This window comes from Bittarella massiliensis (ex Durand et al. 2017) (assembly GCF_001486165.1).
Taxonomy (GTDB): domain Bacteria; phylum Bacillota; class Clostridia; order Oscillospirales; family Ruminococcaceae; genus Bittarella; species Bittarella massiliensis.
Map to the genome: position 1 here is coordinate 712,595 of NZ_LN908977.1, position 17,211 is coordinate 729,805.

Annotated in this window: 16 protein-coding genes; 12 read left to right on the forward strand and 4 right to left on the reverse strand. The window is 60.9% G+C overall.

Annotation, left to right across the window (positions count from 1 at the left end; translation table 11 throughout):
- Positions 1–462: 462 nt before the first annotated feature.
- On the forward strand, positions 463–717 hold the full coding sequence (locus tag BN3266_RS10300; RefSeq protein ID WP_059005084.1) for a DUF6514 family protein: 255 nt from the start codon (positions 463–465) through the stop codon (positions 715–717).
- A 28-nt stretch (positions 718–745) separates the two neighbouring features.
- Entirely contained in the window at positions 746–1,207 is a 462-nt protein-coding gene (nrdR, locus tag BN3266_RS10305) for a transcriptional regulator NrdR (RefSeq protein WP_021659088.1), read from the forward strand.
- Between the two features lie 111 nt (positions 1,208–1,318).
- On the opposite strand, the gene BN3266_RS10310 is transcribed toward nrdR, so the two are convergent.
- Together BN3266_RS10310 and BN3266_RS10315 are read right to left on the reverse strand one after the other, a co-directional pair.
- On the reverse strand, positions 1,319–1,696 hold the full coding sequence (locus BN3266_RS10310) for a DUF4363 family protein (protein ID WP_059005085.1): 378 nt from the start codon (positions 1,694–1,696) through the stop codon (positions 1,319–1,321).
- Between the two features lie 66 nt (positions 1,697–1,762).
- Complete coding sequence (locus BN3266_RS10315; protein ID WP_075109738.1) at positions 1,763–2,437, reverse strand: DUF421 domain-containing protein; 675 nt, start codon at positions 2,435–2,437, stop codon at positions 1,763–1,765.
- A gap of 87 nt (positions 2,438–2,524) precedes the next feature.
- On the opposite strand from BN3266_RS10315, the gene BN3266_RS10320 reads away from it, so the two are divergent.
- From BN3266_RS10320 to BN3266_RS10330, 3 genes are read left to right on the forward strand one after another with little or no spacing between them, the layout of a single operon-like run.
- A complete protein-coding gene (locus tag BN3266_RS10320; protein ID WP_021659091.1) occupies positions 2,525–4,009 on the forward strand; it encodes a spore germination protein in 1,485 nt (494 codons plus the stop codon).
- Positions 4,002–5,114 carry a GerAB/ArcD/ProY family transporter gene (locus tag BN3266_RS10325; protein WP_059005087.1) on the forward strand — a complete coding sequence of 371 codons (1,113 nt, stop codon included), beginning with the start codon at positions 4,002–4,004 and terminating at the stop codon, positions 5,112–5,114. The genes BN3266_RS10320 and BN3266_RS10325 overlap by 8 nt, the downstream gene beginning before the upstream one ends.
- Positions 5,098–5,946 (forward strand): hypothetical protein, encoded by an 849-nt coding sequence (locus BN3266_RS10330; RefSeq protein WP_154669060.1) that lies wholly within the window; start codon positions 5,098–5,100, stop codon positions 5,944–5,946. The genes BN3266_RS10325 and BN3266_RS10330 overlap by 17 nt, the downstream gene beginning before the upstream one ends.
- A gap of 141 nt (positions 5,947–6,087) precedes the next feature.
- On the opposite strand, the gene BN3266_RS10335 is transcribed toward BN3266_RS10330, so the two are convergent.
- On the reverse strand, positions 6,088–7,467 hold the full coding sequence (locus BN3266_RS10335; RefSeq protein WP_075109739.1) for an NAD(P)/FAD-dependent oxidoreductase: 1,380 nt from the start codon (positions 7,465–7,467) through the stop codon (positions 6,088–6,090).
- 219 nt (positions 7,468–7,686) lie between these two features.
- Positions 7,687–8,847, reverse strand: coding sequence for a glycosyltransferase (locus tag BN3266_RS10340; RefSeq protein WP_059005089.1), 1,161 nt, complete (start codon positions 8,845–8,847; stop codon positions 7,687–7,689).
- A gap of 183 nt (positions 8,848–9,030) precedes the next feature.
- On the opposite strand from BN3266_RS10340, the gene hprK reads away from it, so the two are divergent.
- The 7 genes from hprK (at position 9,031) to BN3266_RS13950 (ending at position 17,132) form a co-directional block, all read left to right on the forward strand.
- A complete protein-coding gene (gene hprK / locus BN3266_RS10345) occupies positions 9,031–9,993 on the forward strand; it encodes an HPr(Ser) kinase/phosphatase (RefSeq protein ID WP_021659096.1) in 963 nt (320 codons plus the stop codon).
- Positions 9,994–10,056: 63 nt separating this feature from the next.
- On the forward strand, positions 10,057–10,779 hold the full coding sequence (locus BN3266_RS10350) for a phosphatase (RefSeq protein ID WP_059005090.1): 723 nt from the start codon (positions 10,057–10,059) through the stop codon (positions 10,777–10,779).
- 31 nt (positions 10,780–10,810) lie between these two features.
- On the forward strand, positions 10,811–11,716 hold the full coding sequence (gene murB, locus BN3266_RS10355) for a UDP-N-acetylmuramate dehydrogenase (RefSeq protein ID WP_059005091.1): 906 nt from the start codon (positions 10,811–10,813) through the stop codon (positions 11,714–11,716).
- Positions 11,717–11,795: 79 nt separating this feature from the next.
- Positions 11,796–12,656, forward strand: coding sequence for an RNase adapter RapZ (gene rapZ / locus BN3266_RS10360; RefSeq protein WP_059005579.1), 861 nt, complete (start codon positions 11,796–11,798; stop codon positions 12,654–12,656).
- Positions 12,657–12,659: 3 nt separating this feature from the next.
- Entirely contained in the window at positions 12,660–13,595 is a 936-nt protein-coding gene (whiA, locus tag BN3266_RS10365; RefSeq protein ID WP_059005092.1) for a DNA-binding protein WhiA, read from the forward strand.
- Positions 13,585–16,959 (forward strand): DNA polymerase III subunit alpha, encoded by a 3,375-nt coding sequence (locus BN3266_RS10370; RefSeq protein WP_059005093.1) that lies wholly within the window; start codon positions 13,585–13,587, stop codon positions 16,957–16,959. Before whiA ends, BN3266_RS10370 begins: the two co-directional genes overlap by 11 nt.
- A complete protein-coding gene (locus tag BN3266_RS13950; RefSeq protein ID WP_154669061.1) occupies positions 16,959–17,132 on the forward strand; it encodes a hypothetical protein in 174 nt (57 codons plus the stop codon). The genes BN3266_RS10370 and BN3266_RS13950 overlap by 1 nt, the downstream gene beginning before the upstream one ends.
- The last annotated feature ends 79 nt before the right edge of the window (positions 17,133–17,211 follow it).

The following is a 17,211-nucleotide window of genomic DNA, read 5'->3' on the forward strand; positions in this document are numbered from 1 at the left end:
CTCAGCCGGTGTGGAAGGGGGGAGGAGCCCCGGTCCCTTGTGGGCAGGTACACAAGGGACCCGCAGAAAGGGCGATTTGAAGCGCTGTTTTTCCCTATCAGGGGGATAAGCTCCGGTCTTGCGCTGTCAAAAAAGGGCCTCCCGCTTGAGAGAGGGCCGGCATTGCAGGTTGCTCAGGCCCTCTCCCGCAGGAGGGGGGACTCTCCTCCGACTTGCAGGATGATGGAGAGTACCTAACAAAGGAGGCGGCGGTCAGCTGTATCTCCGGGGGAAAGACCGATACGGCACATCCCCCGTCCGACAGGAAAAATGGCAAATTGTTCAGATGTGAGCCGAATTTGTGCAAATAGCAAATTTATGAGCATTTGCTTAGTGGATGAAAAAATTGTCGAATGTTTTTGGTTGTCATATTGTGGATTCCAACGTATAATCTTCCATATTACACGTATGGAGGGAATCAAAATGATCGTGAAGACAGCCTATACAGAAGATCTCCAAAGCAGGATCCGCTACGACTTGATCAGAGAGTACCGGGAACTGAATGAGATCTACTACATCGGCTATGGATTTGAAGTGACGTCTTATGAGAGCGGGGAATCGCGCCGGATCGCCGATTTCACTTCGCTCTCCCGGCGGGCTGAAAAGGTCTTTCAGCTGCTGGTAGACTGTAAAGTTGCTCCCCTTCAGCTCCAATACGTTTTGGAGGATTTGCTGTAAGGCGGGCACAGAGAGGGAGAAGAACTATATGAAATGTCCGTTTTGTTCCTATACAGAGAGCAAAGTCGTCGATTCCCGCCCAACCGAAGAGGGGGAGAAGATCCGCCGCCGCCGGGAGTGTCTCAGCTGCGGCCGCCGCTTCACCACCTATGAGGTGATTGAAAATCTGCCCCTCATCGTCATCAAAAAGGACAAGTCGAGGGAGCTGTTCGACCGGGACAAACTGCTGGGCGGGCTGATCCGGGCCTGTGAGAAGCGCCCCATCCCCCTGAGCCAGCTGGAAGAGTTGGCGGCCGACATCGAGTCCTCCTTCTTAAACTCCCTGATGGGGGAGGTCACCTCCACCGAAATTGGCGAAAAGGTGATGGAGGAGCTCAAGGCGATCGACGAGGTGGCCTATGTGCGCTTTGCCTCGGTTTACCGGGAATTCAAGGACATCAACTCCTTTATGGACGAGCTCAAACGGCTGCTGCAAAAGGACGGAAAGTAGCGATTTTCCCACATTCAATAGTGCCTTGCCACGCAAGGCGACAATGGGGCGCCCGAGAACGAATTCTCGAGCGCCCCATTGTCGCTTTTTGCGCGCTGTGAAAGCAGGTGACTAGGTCAAAATCTCCCAGGTGATATTGTCCCCCTTGAGGATGTGCTCCAAGTTGGAGCGAACGCCGTAGCACTCACCCAGGTAGAGGGAGAGTTCCCCCTTTTCCAAATAGCCCTGCATCTTGTAGATGGACACCCCGATGTCCTCCACATTTTTGCGGTTGGTAAACAGGTTGATGAGCTGTTTGCTGTCCTCCCAGGACTGCATCAGCTTTTCGTTCTCTTCGGGCAGCTGCTCGCTGCCGTCGGTGGCCAGCAAGATGACCTCGTTGAGCCTGCCGTTGATGTCGTTGTAGCAGTTGGTGAGAATTTGGGTCGAGGTCACGGCCAGGGCCACCGAGAGGGCGAAGATGCTCAGTGCGAGGATGACGCGCTTCACGAAACCGCCTCCTTATATACTGTAAAGTAAAATGCCTTTTCGGGCATGGATGGGTGAAAGGGGGGGTCAATTCCCCTCTTTTTTTACGATGCGAATGTTGCGATAGCTGTCGCAGGTCATGAGGAAGACGTCGGGGATGCGGCAGTGGCTGGCCGCCAGTTTGTCCTCTACGAACTGGCGGTCGATCCCGCAGTCGCGCAGGGCCTGTTCCATCAATTTGCCGTCGCTGATGACCACCAGCTGCGGGGTGGGGTCGGTGCCGGCGATCTGCATGTCCTTATTCTGCACGGTGGCGGCGGAGAAGCGCTGGAGTACGCTGAGTTTGCCGTTGGTCTCGACGATGGCATAGTAGACGTCTTCCAGGGAGAAGATGTCCTTGAGGCGCAGCTCCTCCAGCAGGTCTTCCACGGTCATCCGCAGCTTTTCCAGCTCGTTTTGCACGATCTTCCCCTCTCGCACCACCACGATGGGGGTGCCGGTGACCATCTTGCGGAAGCGATTGCTCTTGAGGGAGAAAAAGGAGAGGAACACCTCGTAGCAGATGATCAGGAAGATGGGCAGGATGCCGGCCAAAATGGGGATATCGGTGTTCTCGATGGGGAGGGAGACGATATTGGAGATGAGGATGGTGGTCACCAATTCAGAGGGCTGCATCTCACTGATCTGCCGCTTTCCCATCAGTCGCAGGGCTATGACGACGATGGCGTAAAGTATCGTCGTGCGCACAATCAAAACTAACATAACATCACCTGTCGCTAGTATGGTGTCAGCCGCCTCTATTATGTATGAAGCGGTGGAAAAAAGGCCAGAATAGGCCAGAGAGAGGTGATGGAAATGAGACTGTGCGCCGATTTGACGGAGAACATCGTCGCCCTGCGGGCGCTGGTGCAAAACAGCTCCGACTTTTTAAATAAATCCATCCATCTGGCGGGGCACCGGTGCGAACTGGTCTTTTGCGAGGGGATGATCGGCATCGGCACCCTGGCGGAATTGATCATCGAGCCCCTGCGCGAGTACCGGGACGCCTGCATCCAAGAGCCGGAAGAGCTCTTTTTGACCCTGGGGCGGACCGATTTTCTGGCCGCCGACCAGAAGGTGGTCCTCACCCGGGAAGAGGTTTTGCAATTTGCCATGTCCGGCTTTGCGGTGCTGCTCATCGACGGCTGCGAAAAAGGGCTGGCTCTGGGGGTGCAGGGGTTCAATTTTCGCTCCATCTCCGAACCGGGGAACGAGCAGAATATGCGGGGGAGCAGGGAGGGGTTTGTGGAGGCCGCCCGCATCAACCTGACCATGATCCGCCGGCGGATGAAGAGCCCCCACCTGAAATTTGAATACATGAACCTGGGCAGCGAGAGCAAGACCGACGTCTTTTTGGTCTACATGACCGATAAGGTCAGCGCCAAGGTGCTGGCGGAAATCAAGGAGCGGCTGGGCACCATCCGTTTGGAGGCCATCCTGGACAGCGGCTACGTGACCCCGTTTTTGGACAAGAAGAACGCCTCCCTCTTCTCCGGGGTGGGGTATACCGAGCGCCCGGACACCCTCTGTGGCAAAATCATGGAGGGCCGGGTGGGGATCCTCATCGACGGCACCCCCTTTGTGCTGGTGGCGCCCTATCTCTTCAGCGAAAACTTTCAGTCGCTGGACGACTACGCCCAGCGCCCCTACTACGTGACCTTTATCCGCTGCTTAAAGTTCTTGGCCTTTACAATCAGTTTCCTCCTCCCCGGCGGCTATGTGGCGGTGGTGACCCACCACCCGGAGCTGCTGCACAAGGAGCTGCTGGTCAAGATCATCGAAGCGCAGCAGGGAACGCCTTTCCCGCTGATGGTGGAGGCCCTCATCATCCACATCATCTTTGAAATCATGAGAGAGGCGGGGCTGCGGCTGCCCAAATCGGTGGGGCACGCCGTCAGCATCGTCGGGGCCCTGGTCATCGGCGATGCGGCGGTCTCGGCCGGCCTCATCGGCACCCCCATGGTGTTGATCGTGGCCCTGACAGCCGTCAGCTCCTTTGTGGTGCCGAACCTCTACGAGCCGGTGACCATCCTCAAGTTCGCCTTTATCCTGCTGGGGGGCTTTTGGGGGCTCTACGGCATCTCACTGGGGCTGTTGGCGCTACTGCTCAACCTCTGCTCCATCAACACCTTCGGCATCCCCTATACCAGCCCCATCTCCCCCTTTGGCAAGGCGGCGTTTCGCGACGTCTTTGTGCGGGCCAGCTGGCCCACCCTGCAGAGGAGCCGCAGCGGCATCGTACAGGATCTGCCCGGCTCCTCGGTGCAGAGCGATGGGGGGCACGGCGATGCATAAGGGGATACAGTATATCGGCCGCAAGCAGTTTGCCCTGCTGCTGGTCCTCTCCAACCTCTTCAGCTACCTGACCTACTACCCCCGCGCCACCGCCGGACAGGTGGAGTTTGGCTCCAGCATTGCCGGATTGGTCCTGGGCAACCTGGCCGTCTGGGGGATCGGCGCCCTCTTTTTCGCGCTGGAGGACGGCACTGGCAAGAACCTCTGCGACTTCATGCTCCTGTACAACCGGCCTTTGGGGCGGCTCTACAACGGGCTGTTGGCGGCCTTTCTGGGGCTGGCCGCCGCCCACTCCATCTGCGGTTTTGTCCGCTTTCTCAACCGGGAGATCTTCCCTCAGAGCAGCTATCTGGTCTTTTTGCTCCCCTTCCTGGGGGTGCTCATCTTCGGCGTGGTGGTGGGGATCGAGAGCTTTGCCCGCACCGCTTCGGTAATTTTTGTCTGCGCCGCCCTCTCCGTCGCCCTCATCTTTTTCGGCACGGTGGGGAACGTGGAGCCGTCGGCCCTGCGGGCCTATTCGCAGGTGCGGTGGAACGGACTCTGGGGGACCTTTGTCGCCGTCTTGCAGTCGAATGTGGAGCTGCTGCTCCTCTTCACCCTGGTCAAGCACCTGGCGCAGCGCACCCCCTCGGTCTTTCAGGGCTACTTCTGGCTGGCCACCGGCGGGTCGGTGGGCCTATCCCTACTGGTGAAGCTGGCCCTGGGGAACTACGCCCAGACGCAGCAGTACCCCTTTTACGCCCTGGCCGTCTCCTCCGACCTGTCGGTGGTCCAGCGGCTGGACTCCTTTTACCTGGTCATCTGGGTGCTCATCTCCTTTGCGCGGGTGACCGCCCTGCTGCTGGCCCTCTGCACCGCCCTGCAAGGGGTGCTGCCCGACCGCCGCTACAACAGTGGGGCCTGGACGGTGCTGGCCCTGGTGGCCGCCCTCTCGGTGGCGGTGGGGGCCAGCAACCGGCTATATGAGTGGCTCACGGCCGTGGTCAAGGGCTGCTTTGCCCCCCTGACCTTGGCGCTGTTGCCCCTGCTCTACGTGCTTTATAAGCGGGCGACAAACGGAGGGGAGAAGAGGAGAGGAGGTGCTCGCGGTGAAGCGGTTCACTAGTGTGGCGACAGCTTTGCTCTGCTGTCTGTTGCTGCTCACCGGCTGTGCCGGCGGACAGCAGATCAGCCGCCGCAAGATCGTTCGCGCCCTGGCGCTGCAGGGGGATGAGCGCGGCTACACGGCGGTCCTCTGCATCCTGCAGCCGGAGGAGAACCAATACCTCACCCTGCGGGGGGAGGACCTGGGCGACCTGCAGCGCCAGCTCTCCCAGCGGGAGGTCTTTTTGGACAGCGCTGACCAGGTCTTTGTCTCCGACGAACTGGTCTACCGGGGCAACCTGCCCCTGCTGCGGCAGTTCTTCATCGAGCAGCTGCGCATCCGGCCGAGCGCCAAAATTTACGCCTACACCGGCGAATACAGCGAGGAGTGGATGGGCCTCACCCGGGAGGAAAACGGCCAGTTCGGCTTTGCCGAGATCCGCGACCTGGCCGACGAGAGGGTCACTCTGCCGATCGTTGAAGCAGGGCCGCTGGGCGCGGGCGCGGTGCGGGCCCTCCGTGCGGAGGAGGAGCGCTCCTACCCGCTGGGGGCCCAGGAATACCTGGGGTACCTCCTCCTCAACCGGCGGCTGGACGGCTACAAGAGCGAGTGGGGGCTGATTGCCAGCGCCGCCCCCTACATTCAGCCCGGGGAGGGGAGGGGAGAGGGCGTGGTCACGGTATCTGTGCGCACCTCTCCACAAGTGACTGAAAAAGAGCTGACAGAAGCCATTGAAAGCTATCAAAAATTGTGCGCAGATCGGCTTTGTAATCCCATTGACCTGCTGGAAGACAGGGTGTTTTGCGTTTCTCTGCAACAGAAAAACGGAGACTCTTTTCAGGAAATTTTGTGACCATTGCCAGATTCTGAGAAATTGCTGGCAAACGTTTGCACAGTTTTTGAGGGACGGAGTGCCCATCGCCGTGTCCCGCACGCAAAAAGCGGCCAGGCCGAATCGCTCGGTCTGGCCGCTTTTGAAACGCCGGGAAGAAGGCTATTTCTTGGTCAGTTTGTCGGCCACGTAGAGGCCGTTGGCCGCCGCCTGGGAGAGGGAACGGGTGAAACCGGCCCCGTCGCCCAGGGCGTAGATGCCCTTGCAGCCGCTGATGGCAAAGTCGTCGGCCGCCGGACGGGCGGAGTAGTATTTGCATTCAATGCCGTAGAGCAGGGTGTCGTGGTTGGCGGTGCCGGGGGCAATGGCGTCCAGGGCGTGCAGGGTCTCCAGGATGCTGTCGAGCTGGCGCTTAGGCATGCACAGGGAGAGATCGCCGGCCACCGCGTCCAGGGTGGGGCGGGTGGTGGACTGGCGCAGCCGGGCCTCGTCGGTGCGACGGCCGTTCTCCAAATCGCCCAGGCGCTGCACCAGCACGCTGCCGCCGCTGATGAGGTTGGCCAGCCGGGCCACGTGGCGGGCGTACTCGATGGGCTGGTTGAAGGGCTGGGTGAAGCGGATGGTGGAGAGGAGGGCAAAGTTGGAGTTCTGGCTCTTCTTGGCCTCGTCCCGGTAGGCGTGGCCGTTGACGGTGAGCACCCCGTCGGTGTTCTCGGTCACCACCTGGCCCCGCTCGTTAAAGCAGAACATCCTCGTCACGTCGCCGTATTTTTTGGAGCGGTACCAGATTTTGGGCTCGTAGATCTTTTTGGAGAAGTCGTCCCAAATCATCGAGGGCAGCTCGACGCGCACCCCCACGTCCACCTGGTTGTTTTCCAGCGGGATCTGATTTTGGGCGCACCACTCGGAGAAGAAGCGGCTGCCGGCCCGGCCCACGGCGAAGATGATCTCGTCCGCCTTGAAGGAGGCGGTGCCGCTGCGGTCCTCGGTGAAGATCTCGTGGCTCTCGCGGTCGACGTCGATCACGTTGGTGTCGGTGACGATCTCCACCCTGGAGCTGATCTCCTCGATGAGCTTGCGCATGGTATCGAAGTTGGCGTCGGTCCCCAGGTGTTTGAGCTGGGCCTGGGCCATGTGCAGGTCGTTTTGCAGGCAGAGCTTTTTCAGGTCGTTGTTGGGCATGAACCGCTCGGTGGTGGCGCCGAAGGAGACCAGGATCTTGTCGGCCTGCTCGATGTAGTCGATGACCGTGCTGGGGGCCAAAAAGTCGGTCAGCCAGCCGCCGTACTCGGTGGAGATGACATACTTGCCGTCGGAAAAGGCGCCGGCGCCGGCCATCCCCTCCATGATGGCGCAGGACTCGCACTTGATGCACTTTTGCACCTTTTTGGCGACGATGGGGCAGACCCGCTTGACGATGGCATGGCCCTTTTCCACCAGCACCACCGATTTCTCCGGGGCGTTCTCCGCGATCCGGTAAGCGGCCATGATGCCGCCGATGCCGCCGCCGATAATGGCAATGTCGTAGTGTTGTTTTTTCACCGTGGTACCCTCCGTTTTCTTCTCTGCGCCACAAAAAATGGCGCGCCCCCGTTTGGGCGGGGGATCTGGCGCGCCATTTGAAGTGCAGGCGGCGACCCAGGTCGGGCCGCAGTCATTTCTGTATCGTACACAGGGGCGGGGAGGGGGAGATGTCCACATTTCGAGGACAGCTGTATCCCTTCCGCCCGATGCGATAGTATATCACAAAATTTGCGTTAGTCAAGAGCGCAGGGCCTTGACATAGATTTTTTCGAGGTTTTCGCCCAGGGTCTTGGCGCCGGAGTGCTGCACCGACTCCACCACCGACTCCTTGAGGGGCTGTTTGTCCTCCAAATCCCGGTAGGCCAGCAGTTTTTCCGCCAGCTCGTCGGCGCTGTTGTAGATGAAGCCGTTGACCCCTTCCACCACCTGGCCCTTGTTCAGGGGGTCGTGGATGTGAAAGACCGGCAGGCCCACCGCCATCCCCTCCAGCATGGAGATGGAGTTGGTGTCCGAGAGGGAGGCGGTGACGTAGGCGTCGCAGGCCACCAGGTATTCCAGCAGCTGGTCGTGCATCACCTTGCCGATGAACTGCACCTGGGGCGAGAGGCCCAGCGACGCGGCCCTGTCGATCAGCTCCTCCCGCTCCGGCCCGTCGCCGATGACCATCAGCTTGATGCGGGGCTCCTTTGCCAACTGGGAGGCGGCCCAGAAATCCAGCAGCTGGTCGATGTTTTTCTCCTTCCCGACCCGGCCGACGAAGACGGTGACAAAGTCGTCGGCCGCGTAGCCAAACTGCTCCCGCAGGGCGGCGACCTTCTCCATGTCGGCGTGTTCCAGGTTGAAGGTGTCCAGCTCCACCGGGTTGGGCACCACGTTGACCGGCTTTTTGATGCCGTGGCTGCGCAGATAGCTCTCGACCTTTTTCGAGGGGCCGGTCACCTGGGCGGCGGCCTTGACAAACATCCGCGAGTAGCGGCCGGCCACCTGCTTGGCGGCGGGGATCAGGTGCTTGGGCACCACGTAGTAGAGGTAGTCGTCGTACATGGTGTGCATGGTGTAGACCATGGGGACCTTGCGCCGCTTGGCGTACTGGTAGCCGAAGAGGCCGATGCCGAACTCCTGGTGGACGTGGACGATGTCGGGGGCGAAGTTGTCGATGAGCTTTTCCCGCACCCGACTCACGGGGGCGGCCAGGCCGTAGCCGTAGATCCGCTTGAGTTTTTTACAGGGGCAGTAGAGGACCCCGTCTTTCAAGGTGTGGCGCTTCACCTCCGGGTCGGCGGTCACCACCAATACCTGGTGGCCCAGCATCTCCAGACCGGTTTTCAGCGAGTGGACGTGGGTGACCACACCGTTGATGTACGGCAGATAGGTCTCGACGAAAAGCGCTACTTTCATAATCCAAAGAACTCCTCTGTATTGGTTTGGCGGGCCCCCGTCTGCAGGGGGAGGGGCCCGCCGGTCTTGTCTGCACCTAGTATACCATAATCGTTTTTTAAAAGAAACGCTTCCGGCTAAATGTCAGTTGAAAGGCGGCCATTTTTCATATATACTTAAGATACATTAAGGGGGACTGCAAATATGGAAGGAAAATTCAGCGTAAGTCTTGCCACCATCGTGCACAAATTCGGCCTGGAACCCATCGTGATGCCCAAGGACCCCGCCGAGATCGCCATCACCGTGGGCGATCTGAACCGCCCCGGCCTCTACCTGGCGGGCCATCACGATTTTTTTGATTGCTCCCGCATCCAGCTCATCGGCAATTTGGAGTACTCCTACCTGCTGGACCTCGACGACGAGGCGCGGGACGCAAGTCTCTGCCGCTTCTTCAAGACCCAGCCGGTCACCGTCATCTTCACCCGCGGGCTGGAGATTTTCGAGTCCGCCATCCGCTACGCCGAGGAAAACGGCGTCCCCCTGCTGCGCACCAGCGAGCCCACCTCCGCCTTCATGTCGGGGCTCAACTCCCTGCTCAACATCGAACTGGCCCCCCGCATCACCCGCCACGGCGTGCTTGTCGAGGTCTACGGCGAGGGCATCTTGCTGTTGGGGGAGAGCGGCGTCGGCAAGAGCGAGACCGCCATCGAGCTGGTCAAGCGGGGCCATCGGCTCATCGCCGACGACGCGGTGGAGTTGCGCAAGACCTCCACCACCACCCTGGTGGGCACTTCACCCGACAACATCCGCCACTTTGTCGAACTGCGGGGCATCGGCATCGTCAACGTCCGCCGCATCTTCGGCATCGGCTCGGTCAAGATGAGCGAGAAGGTGGATATGATCATCCACCTGGAGCCCTGGGAGGCCGACAAGAACTACGACCGCATCGGCCTGGAAAACACCCACACCGAAATTTTGGGGATCAAGATCCCCTCCCTCACCATCCCGGTGAAGCCCGGGCGGAACCTGGCCATCATCATCGAGGTGGCGGCCATGAACAACCGCCAGAAGAGGATGGGCTACAACGCCGCCCGCCAGCTGCTGACCAACCTGGGAATGATCGAGGACGTAAAAAAGGCCGAGGAGCAGGACGTCGACCTCTTTTAGGGGATGAACGGCCGCCCGACCACATAGAGTGAATAGTGTAACGCCAAAGGAGATAAAAACAGCATGAGATTGATTGCAGACACCCACACCCACACCATCGCCTCCACCCACGCCTACGGCACCGTCATCGAGATGGCCCGGGGCGCCGCCGAAAAGGGGCTTCCCATCTTGGGGATGACCGACCACGCCCCCTCCATGCCCGACTCGCCCGACCTCTGGCACTTTGGCAACCTCCGCCAGCTCCCCCCGGTCATCGAAGGGGTGCGGGTGCTGCGGGGGTGCGAGCTGAACTTGATGGATTGCACCGGCAAGGTGGACCTGGACGAACACTTTTTGCAGAAGATGGAGTGGGTGGTCTGCTCGATGCACCCCGAGGTCATCGCCCCCGGCAGCGTGGAGGAGAACACCGAGGCGGTGCTCAACTTGCTGAAAAACCCCTATGTGGACGTCTTTGGCCACCCCGGGGCCAACTGCTACCGCTTTGACTACGAGCGGGTGGTGCCCCTCTTCAAGGACAGCGGCAAGTACATCGAATTCAACGCCTCGTCGGTGACCTTCCGCGAGGGGGCGGCCGAAAATATGTTCACCATCGCCAAGCTCTGCAAAGAGCACCGGGTGGAGGTCATCGTCAACACCGACGCCCACTCCCCCTTCCGGGTGGGGGAATTTGAAAAGGCCACCGACATCCTCGCGGCCGCCGATTTTCCCGAAGAACTGATCGTCAACGCCGACCTGGGCCGCTTTGAAAAGGCCCTGGCCAACCGGCGCGTCCCGGTCTCTCTGTGACCGGAAATACTGCACTGGCAGGAGGAACGCTTTGAACTACGACCGCTTTATTCAAGAGGCAAAGACCAAGGACTGCGACATCTTGCGCGACGAACCCCTTTCCCGCCACACCACCTTTCGCATTGGGGGGACAGCCGACTGGATGGTCATCCCCCACACCGCCCAGGCGGCAGGGGAGCTCTACACCCTGCTGGAGCGGGAAGGGCTTCCCTGGTTTCCGCTGGGGCGGGGCTCCAACCTGCTGGTGGGGGACGGGGGCTACCGCGGCGTGGTGCTCAAGAGCGCCAACAAATACGGCCGCCTCTCCTTTGACGGCGAGGCGGTGGAGGTGGACGCCGGGGTCTCTTTGGCGAGGCTTTGCTACAGCGCCTACCAGCACGGCCTCTCCGGGCTGGAATTTGCCTGGGGGATCCCCGGCAGCGTGGGCGGGGCGGCCTACATGAACGCCGGCGCCTACGACGGCGAGATGAAGGACGTCCTCTCCTCCGTGACCTTCTGGGAGGGGGGGGAGGAAAAGACCTTCTCCCGGGAGGAGTGCGGCTTTTCCTACCGCCACAGCTACTTTTCCGACCGGGACTGCCTCATCACCCGGGTCTCCCTCGGCTTGCGGGCGGGGGAGAAGGGGGCCATCAAGGAGAAGATGGACGACCTGCTGGGCCGCCGCTACACCAAACAGCCCATGGAGCAGCCCAGCGCCGGCAGCACCTTCAAACGCCCCCAGGGCAGCTATGCGTCCAAGCTCATCGACGAGTGCGGGCTGCGGGGCTTTTCGGTGGGCGGGGCCCGGGTGAGCGAGAAACACTGCGGCTTTGTGGTCAACGCCGACGGCGCCACCTGCGCCGACGTGCTGGGGCTGATTGCCCAGGTGCAGCGGATCGTGCGCGAAAAGACCGGCTTCTCCCTGGAGCCGGAGGTGCGTTTTTTAGGGGAGCAGTGAGGGCTGCCTCCCACCGACCAAACGAGACGAACTGCCCGTTCGGGCAGTTGGCGAGGGGGATGTAAAAATGGACGCGAAGATGGAGCTTTTGGTGATCACCGGCCTTTCGGGAGCGGGGAAGAGCCAGGCGGTGCGGGTCATCGAGGACATGGGATACTACTGCATCGACAACATACCGCCGGCCCTGATCGGCCGCTTCTTTGAGGTCTGCGCACAGACCGATGGCAAGCTGCGCAAGGTGGCGGTGGTGGCCGACGCCCGCTCGGGCGACTTTTTCTACAAGCTGCTGGAAGAGGTGGAGAGCATCAAGGCCACCGGGGTCGACGTGAAGATCCTCTTTTTGGACTGCGCCGACGAGGTGCTGGTGCGCCGCTATAAGGAGACCCGCCGCCGCCACCCCCTGTTGGATGTGGCCGGTTCGCTGGAAAAGGCGGTGGCTGCCGACAGGCTGATCCTCAAGCCGGTAAAGGAGCAGGCCAACTACGTCATCGACACCACCCTCCTCTCCATCACCCAGCTCAAGCAGCGCATCATCGACATCTTTGCCGACAGCGCCTCTTCCTTCTTCCAAATCGACACCCTCTCTTTTGGCTTTAAATACGGCATTCCGGTGGAGGCGGACTTGGTCTTTGACGTGCGCTTCCTGCCCAACCCCTTTTACATCCCCGAACTCAAGCACCAGACCGGGCTGGACCAGCCGGTCTACGACTATGTGTTCGGGCAGAAGGAGACGGGGCTCTACGTGCAAAAGCTCTTTGACCTGCTGGATTTCTCGGTCCCCTACTACAAGAACGAGGGCAAGAGCCAACTGGTCATCGGCATCGGCTGCACCGGCGGCAAGCACCGCTCGGTGGCCATTGCAGAGACCCTCAACCGCCATTTTGCCGACCAGGGGCTCAAGGCCAAGGTCACCCATCGGGACATCTTAAAGGACAGGTAGGCCATGTCATTTTCCACCTCGGTCAAGACGGAGATCATGAAAAATGTGCCGGAGACCCGCTGCTGTGCGGCGGCCATGCTGTATGGCCTGCTGCTCGGCGGCAGGTCTTTTTCCGCTGCCTCCATCGAGCTGGTGTCGGAAAAAAAGGCGGTGGTGCAGTTTGCCAAGGAGCTGACCCGCCGCATCTTCGGCGAGATGATGCGCACCTACAGCATCGAGCGGCAGAATGCCGCCGGGCACAGCCTCTACTCCTTTCGCATCGTGGACCCCGACGACATCCAGCAGATCCTCCTCTTTTACGGCCATGCCGGGCAGGAGGTGAGCCTGCACATCCAGCGCCAGTGCTTTGTCTGCACCGAGTGCCGCCGCCACTTTTTGGCGGGCGCCTTTTTGAGCATGGGGCGGGTCACCAACCCCCAAAAGGAGTACCACCTGGAACTGACCTCCTCCCGCCGGGGGCTGACGGAGGACCTGGCCGAGGAGTTCCGCCGCATCGGCTGGCAGCCCAAGGTCTCCCGCCGGGGGAACGTCAACCTCCTCTACTTCAAAGACAGCAAGGAGATCGAGGAGGTGCTGGTGGCCGTTGGCGCGCCGATGAAGTCGCTGGAAGTGATGAACGTCAAAATTTACAAGGACATCCGCAACCAGGTCAACCGCCTCACCAACTGTGAGACCGCCAACATCGACAAGACCGCCACCGCCGCGGCCGGGCAGACGGCGGACATCGAGTACATACTGAAAAAGAGGGGGGAGGACTTTTTGGGGGAGGAGCTGCTGTTGGCCGCCCGGCTGCGGCTGGAAAACCCCGAGGCCTCCCTCAACCAGCTGATGGAAGTCTGCCCGCCGGGGATCAGCCGTTCCAGCCTCAACCGGCGGCTGGCCAAGATCCGGCAACTGGCAAAAAAACTGCGAGAGGAGGAAGGAAGCAATGGCCAATGACAACGGTTTTGTCCACCTGCACCTGCACACCGAGTACAGCCTGCTCGACGGGGCCTGCCGCATCAACCAGTTGATGGACAAGGTCCTCTCCCTGGGGCAGGACGCGGTGGCCATCACCGACCACGGGGTGATGTACGGGGTCATCGACTTCTACAAGGCCGCCAAAGCCAAAGGAGTCAAGCCCATCATCGGCTGCGAGGTCTATGTGGCCAGCCGCGCCCGCACCGACAAGGTGCACGGGCTCGACTCGCAAAACCACCACCTGGTCCTCCTCTGCGAAAACTACACCGGCTACCAAAATCTCATCTACATGGTCAGCCAGGCCTTTATCGACGGCTTCTACAAAAAGCCCCGCATCGACCACCAGCTGCTGCAGGAGCACAGCGAGGGGCTCATCGCCCTCTCGGCCTGCATTGCCGGCGAGGTGCCCAGCCTGCTCTTGCAGGGGGACGACAAGGGGGCGGAGGAGACCGCCTGCTTCTACCGCGACCTCTTCGGCAAGGACCGCTACTACATCGAGCTGCAAAACCACGGCCTGGATCTGCAGGCGGAGGTCAACCCCAAACTGGTGGCCCTGGCCAAAAAGCTGGATGTGGGATTGGTCTGCACCAACGACTGTCACTACCTGAGCCGAGAGGACAGCAAGATGCAGCACCTGCTCACCTGCATCCAGCTGGGGAAGACGGTGGACGAGGACACCGGCATCGAGTTCTCTACCGAAGAGTTCTACGTCAAGGGCCGGGAGGAGATGGAGGCCCTTTTCGGCCACCTGCCCGAGGCCATTGCCAACACCCGCAAAATTGCCGACATGTGCCAGCTGGACTTCGAGTTCGGGGTCACCAAGCTGCCCTACTTCACCTCGCCCACCGGCGACAACCAGTCCTATTTCGAGGACCTCTGCTGGCAGGGGCTCTGGAACCACTACGGGAAGGACTGCCCGCAGGAGATCCAGGACCGGCTCTCCTACGAGCTGGGGGTCATCACCCAGATGGGGTATGTGGACTACTTCCTCATCGTGCAGGACTTTGTCAACTATGCCAAGAGCCACGACATCCCGGTGGGGCCGGGGCGCGGCTCGGGCGCGGGCAGCCTGGCGGCCTACTGCATCGGCATCACCGGGATCGACCCCATCGAGTACAACCTGATTTTCGAGCGGTTTTTAAACCCGGAGCGGGTCTCGATGCCCGATTTCGACATCGACTTCTGCTATGAAAAGCGGCAGTTGGTCATCGACTATGTCATTGAGAAGTACGGCGCCGACCACGTGGCCCAAATCATCACCTTCGGCACCATGGCGGCCCGAGCCGCCGTGCGGGACGTGGGGCGGGCCCTGGGCATCGCCTACTCCACCTGCGACCAGATCGCCAAGCTCATCCCCATGCAGCTGCACATCACCATCGCCGAGGCGCTGAAGATCTCCTCCGACCTCAAGCAGCTCTACGACAGCGACCAGACCGCCCACGAGGTGCTGGATATGGCCATGAAGCTGGAGGGGATGCCCCGCCACGCCTCGACCCACGCCGCCGGGGTGGTCATCAGCCGGCTGCCGGTCTACGAGTACGTACCATTGCAGAGCACCGACGGGCAGATCGTCACCCAGTTCACCATGACTACTCTGGAGGAACTGGGCCTCCTGAAGATGGACTTTCTCGGCCTGCGCACCCTGACGGTCATCAGCGACGCCGAGCGGATGATTCGCCGCCGGGAGCCCGATTTTGACATCGGGGCCATAGACAAGCAGGACCGGGTCACCTTTGAGATGCTGGCTTCGGGCGATGCCCGGGGGGTGTTCCAGTTTGAATCGGAGGGGATGAAGCGGGTGCTCACCGATCTGGGCCCCACCCGCATCGAGGACTTGATCGCCGTCATCTCCCTCTACCGCCCGGGACCGATGGACTCGATCCCCCGCTACTTGAAGGCCAGCAAAAACGCCGCCTTCATCACCTACAAGCACCCCTGGCTGGAAGAGATCCTCGACGTGACCTACGGCTGCATCGTCTACCAGGAACAGGTGATGCAGATCTGCCGCAAGCTGGCGGGATTCACCTACGGCCAGGCCGACATGGTCCGCCGGGCCATGAGCAAGAAGAAGGCCGACGTGATGCAGAGGGAGCGCCAGCGCTTCCTCTACGGCGACGAGGACCCTGACAGCCAGTGCGTGGGCTGCATCAAAAATGGCATCGACGAGAAGACGGCCAACGACATCTTCGATGAGATGTCCTCCTTCGCCTCCTATGCCTTCAACAAATCCCATGCGGCGGCCTACGCCTATGTGGCCTACCAGACGGCCTACTTAAAATGCCACTACCCCAAGGAGTTTATGGCCGCCCTCCTCACCAGCGTGCTGGGCAACACCGACAAGGTGGCCGAGTACATTGCCGAGTGCGACCAGATGAAGATTCCGGTGCTGCCGCCCTACATCAACGAGAGCTACCAGCGCTTCACCGTGTCGGGGGACGCCATCCAGTACAGCCTCCTGGGCATCAAGGGGCTGGGGGAGGGGGTCATTGCCGAGATCGTGGCGGAGCGGGAGAAGGGCGGGCCCTTTACCTCCCTCTACAATTTCGTCGACCGGATGAAGAAGATCTTGACCCGGCAGCTGAACAAAAAGGCCATTGAAAACATGGTGCGCTGCGGCTGTCTGGACAAGCTCAACCCCAACCGCCGCGCCCAGGTGGAGGCCATCGACGGCCTCTTCGACTACATCGAAGAGCGGGACCGGCGCAACGTGGAGGGCCAGCTCAACCTCTTCGGCGGCGGGGAGGAGGGGGAGGAGGAGCCCTTCACCCTCCCCGCGGTGGAGGACTACCCCCTGCGGGAAAAGCTGCAGATGGAAAAGGAGATCATCGGCTGCTACATGTCCGCCCACCCCCTGGACGAGTACCGGGAGGTCATCGAGCGGGGCAAGTTCCCGCAGATCGCCTCCATGCTCCAACTGGACGACAGTAAGGACGGCCTCAACGTCCGCTTCTTGGTGGTGGTCACCGCTGCCCGCACCAAAATCACCAAGAGCCAGAGCACCATGATGTTCGCCGATGTGGAGGACCGCACCGGCACCATGGAGATGCTGGTCTTTCCCTCCACCCTCCAGCAGTACAGGCCCCTGCTGCGGGAAAACGCCATCGTCGTCATCGGCGGGCATCTCTCCATCCGCGAGGAGGAGGCGCCCAAGCTCATCTGCGAGTACGTGCAGTCCCCCGCCGAGGCCGGATCCCCGCCGCCCCCCAGAGGGGGAAGGGGAGGGAGGGAGCGCCCGCCCGCCCCGGTGTCTGTCCCCCCCACCCCGCCCCGGCCGCCCCGCCGCCTGAGCGGGCTGACGGCCAGGCCCTCTACATCCTTCTGCCCAACCGCAACGAGGCGCTGATGGCCAAGATCCCCTCGCTGGTGGGGGGATACCCCGGCGACTATCCGGTCTACATCTGCTTTGCCGACACCCGCAAAAAGCTCAAGAGCAAGAGCCTGCGGGTAGGGCCGACAGAGGATCTGATGCGGACTTTAAAGAATATTTTCGGAGATAAAAACGTTATCATTTCCTGATTTCCCATTTTTGTCCTTGCAATCGATTGGGCTGCCGTGTACAATAAATTCGTATGTGAAAAAGGTAGTTGACATATAG

Coding starts and splice junctions, on each gene's coding strand:
- BN3266_RS10300 (WP_059005084.1), top strand. CDS start 463: ATGATCGTGAAGACAGCCTATACAGAAGATCTCCAAAGCAGGATCCGC.
- nrdR (WP_021659088.1), top strand. CDS start 746: ATGAAATGTCCGTTTTGTTCCTATACAGAGAGCAAAGTCGTCGATTCC.
- BN3266_RS10315 (WP_075109738.1), bottom strand. CDS start 2,437: ATGTTAGTTTTGATTGTGCGCACGACGATACTTTACGCCATCGTCGTC.
- BN3266_RS10320 (WP_021659091.1), top strand. CDS start 2,525: ATGGAAATGAGACTGTGCGCCGATTTGACGGAGAACATCGTCGCCCTG.
- BN3266_RS10325 (WP_059005087.1), top strand. CDS start 4,002: ATGCATAAGGGGATACAGTATATCGGCCGCAAGCAGTTTGCCCTGCTG.
- BN3266_RS10340 (WP_059005089.1), bottom strand. CDS start 8,847: ATGAAAGTAGCGCTTTTCGTCGAGACCTATCTGCCGTACATCAACGGT.
- hprK (WP_021659096.1), top strand. CDS start 9,031: ATGGAAGGAAAATTCAGCGTAAGTCTTGCCACCATCGTGCACAAATTC.
- BN3266_RS10350 (WP_059005090.1), top strand. CDS start 10,057: ATGAGATTGATTGCAGACACCCACACCCACACCATCGCCTCCACCCAC.
- rapZ (WP_059005579.1), top strand. CDS start 11,796: ATGGAGCTTTTGGTGATCACCGGCCTTTCGGGAGCGGGGAAGAGCCAG.
- whiA (WP_059005092.1), top strand. CDS start 12,660: ATGTCATTTTCCACCTCGGTCAAGACGGAGATCATGAAAAATGTGCCG.
- BN3266_RS10370 (WP_059005093.1), top strand. CDS start 13,585: ATGGCCAATGACAACGGTTTTGTCCACCTGCACCTGCACACCGAGTAC.
- BN3266_RS13950 (WP_154669061.1), top strand. CDS start 16,959: ATGGCCAAGATCCCCTCGCTGGTGGGGGGATACCCCGGCGACTATCCG.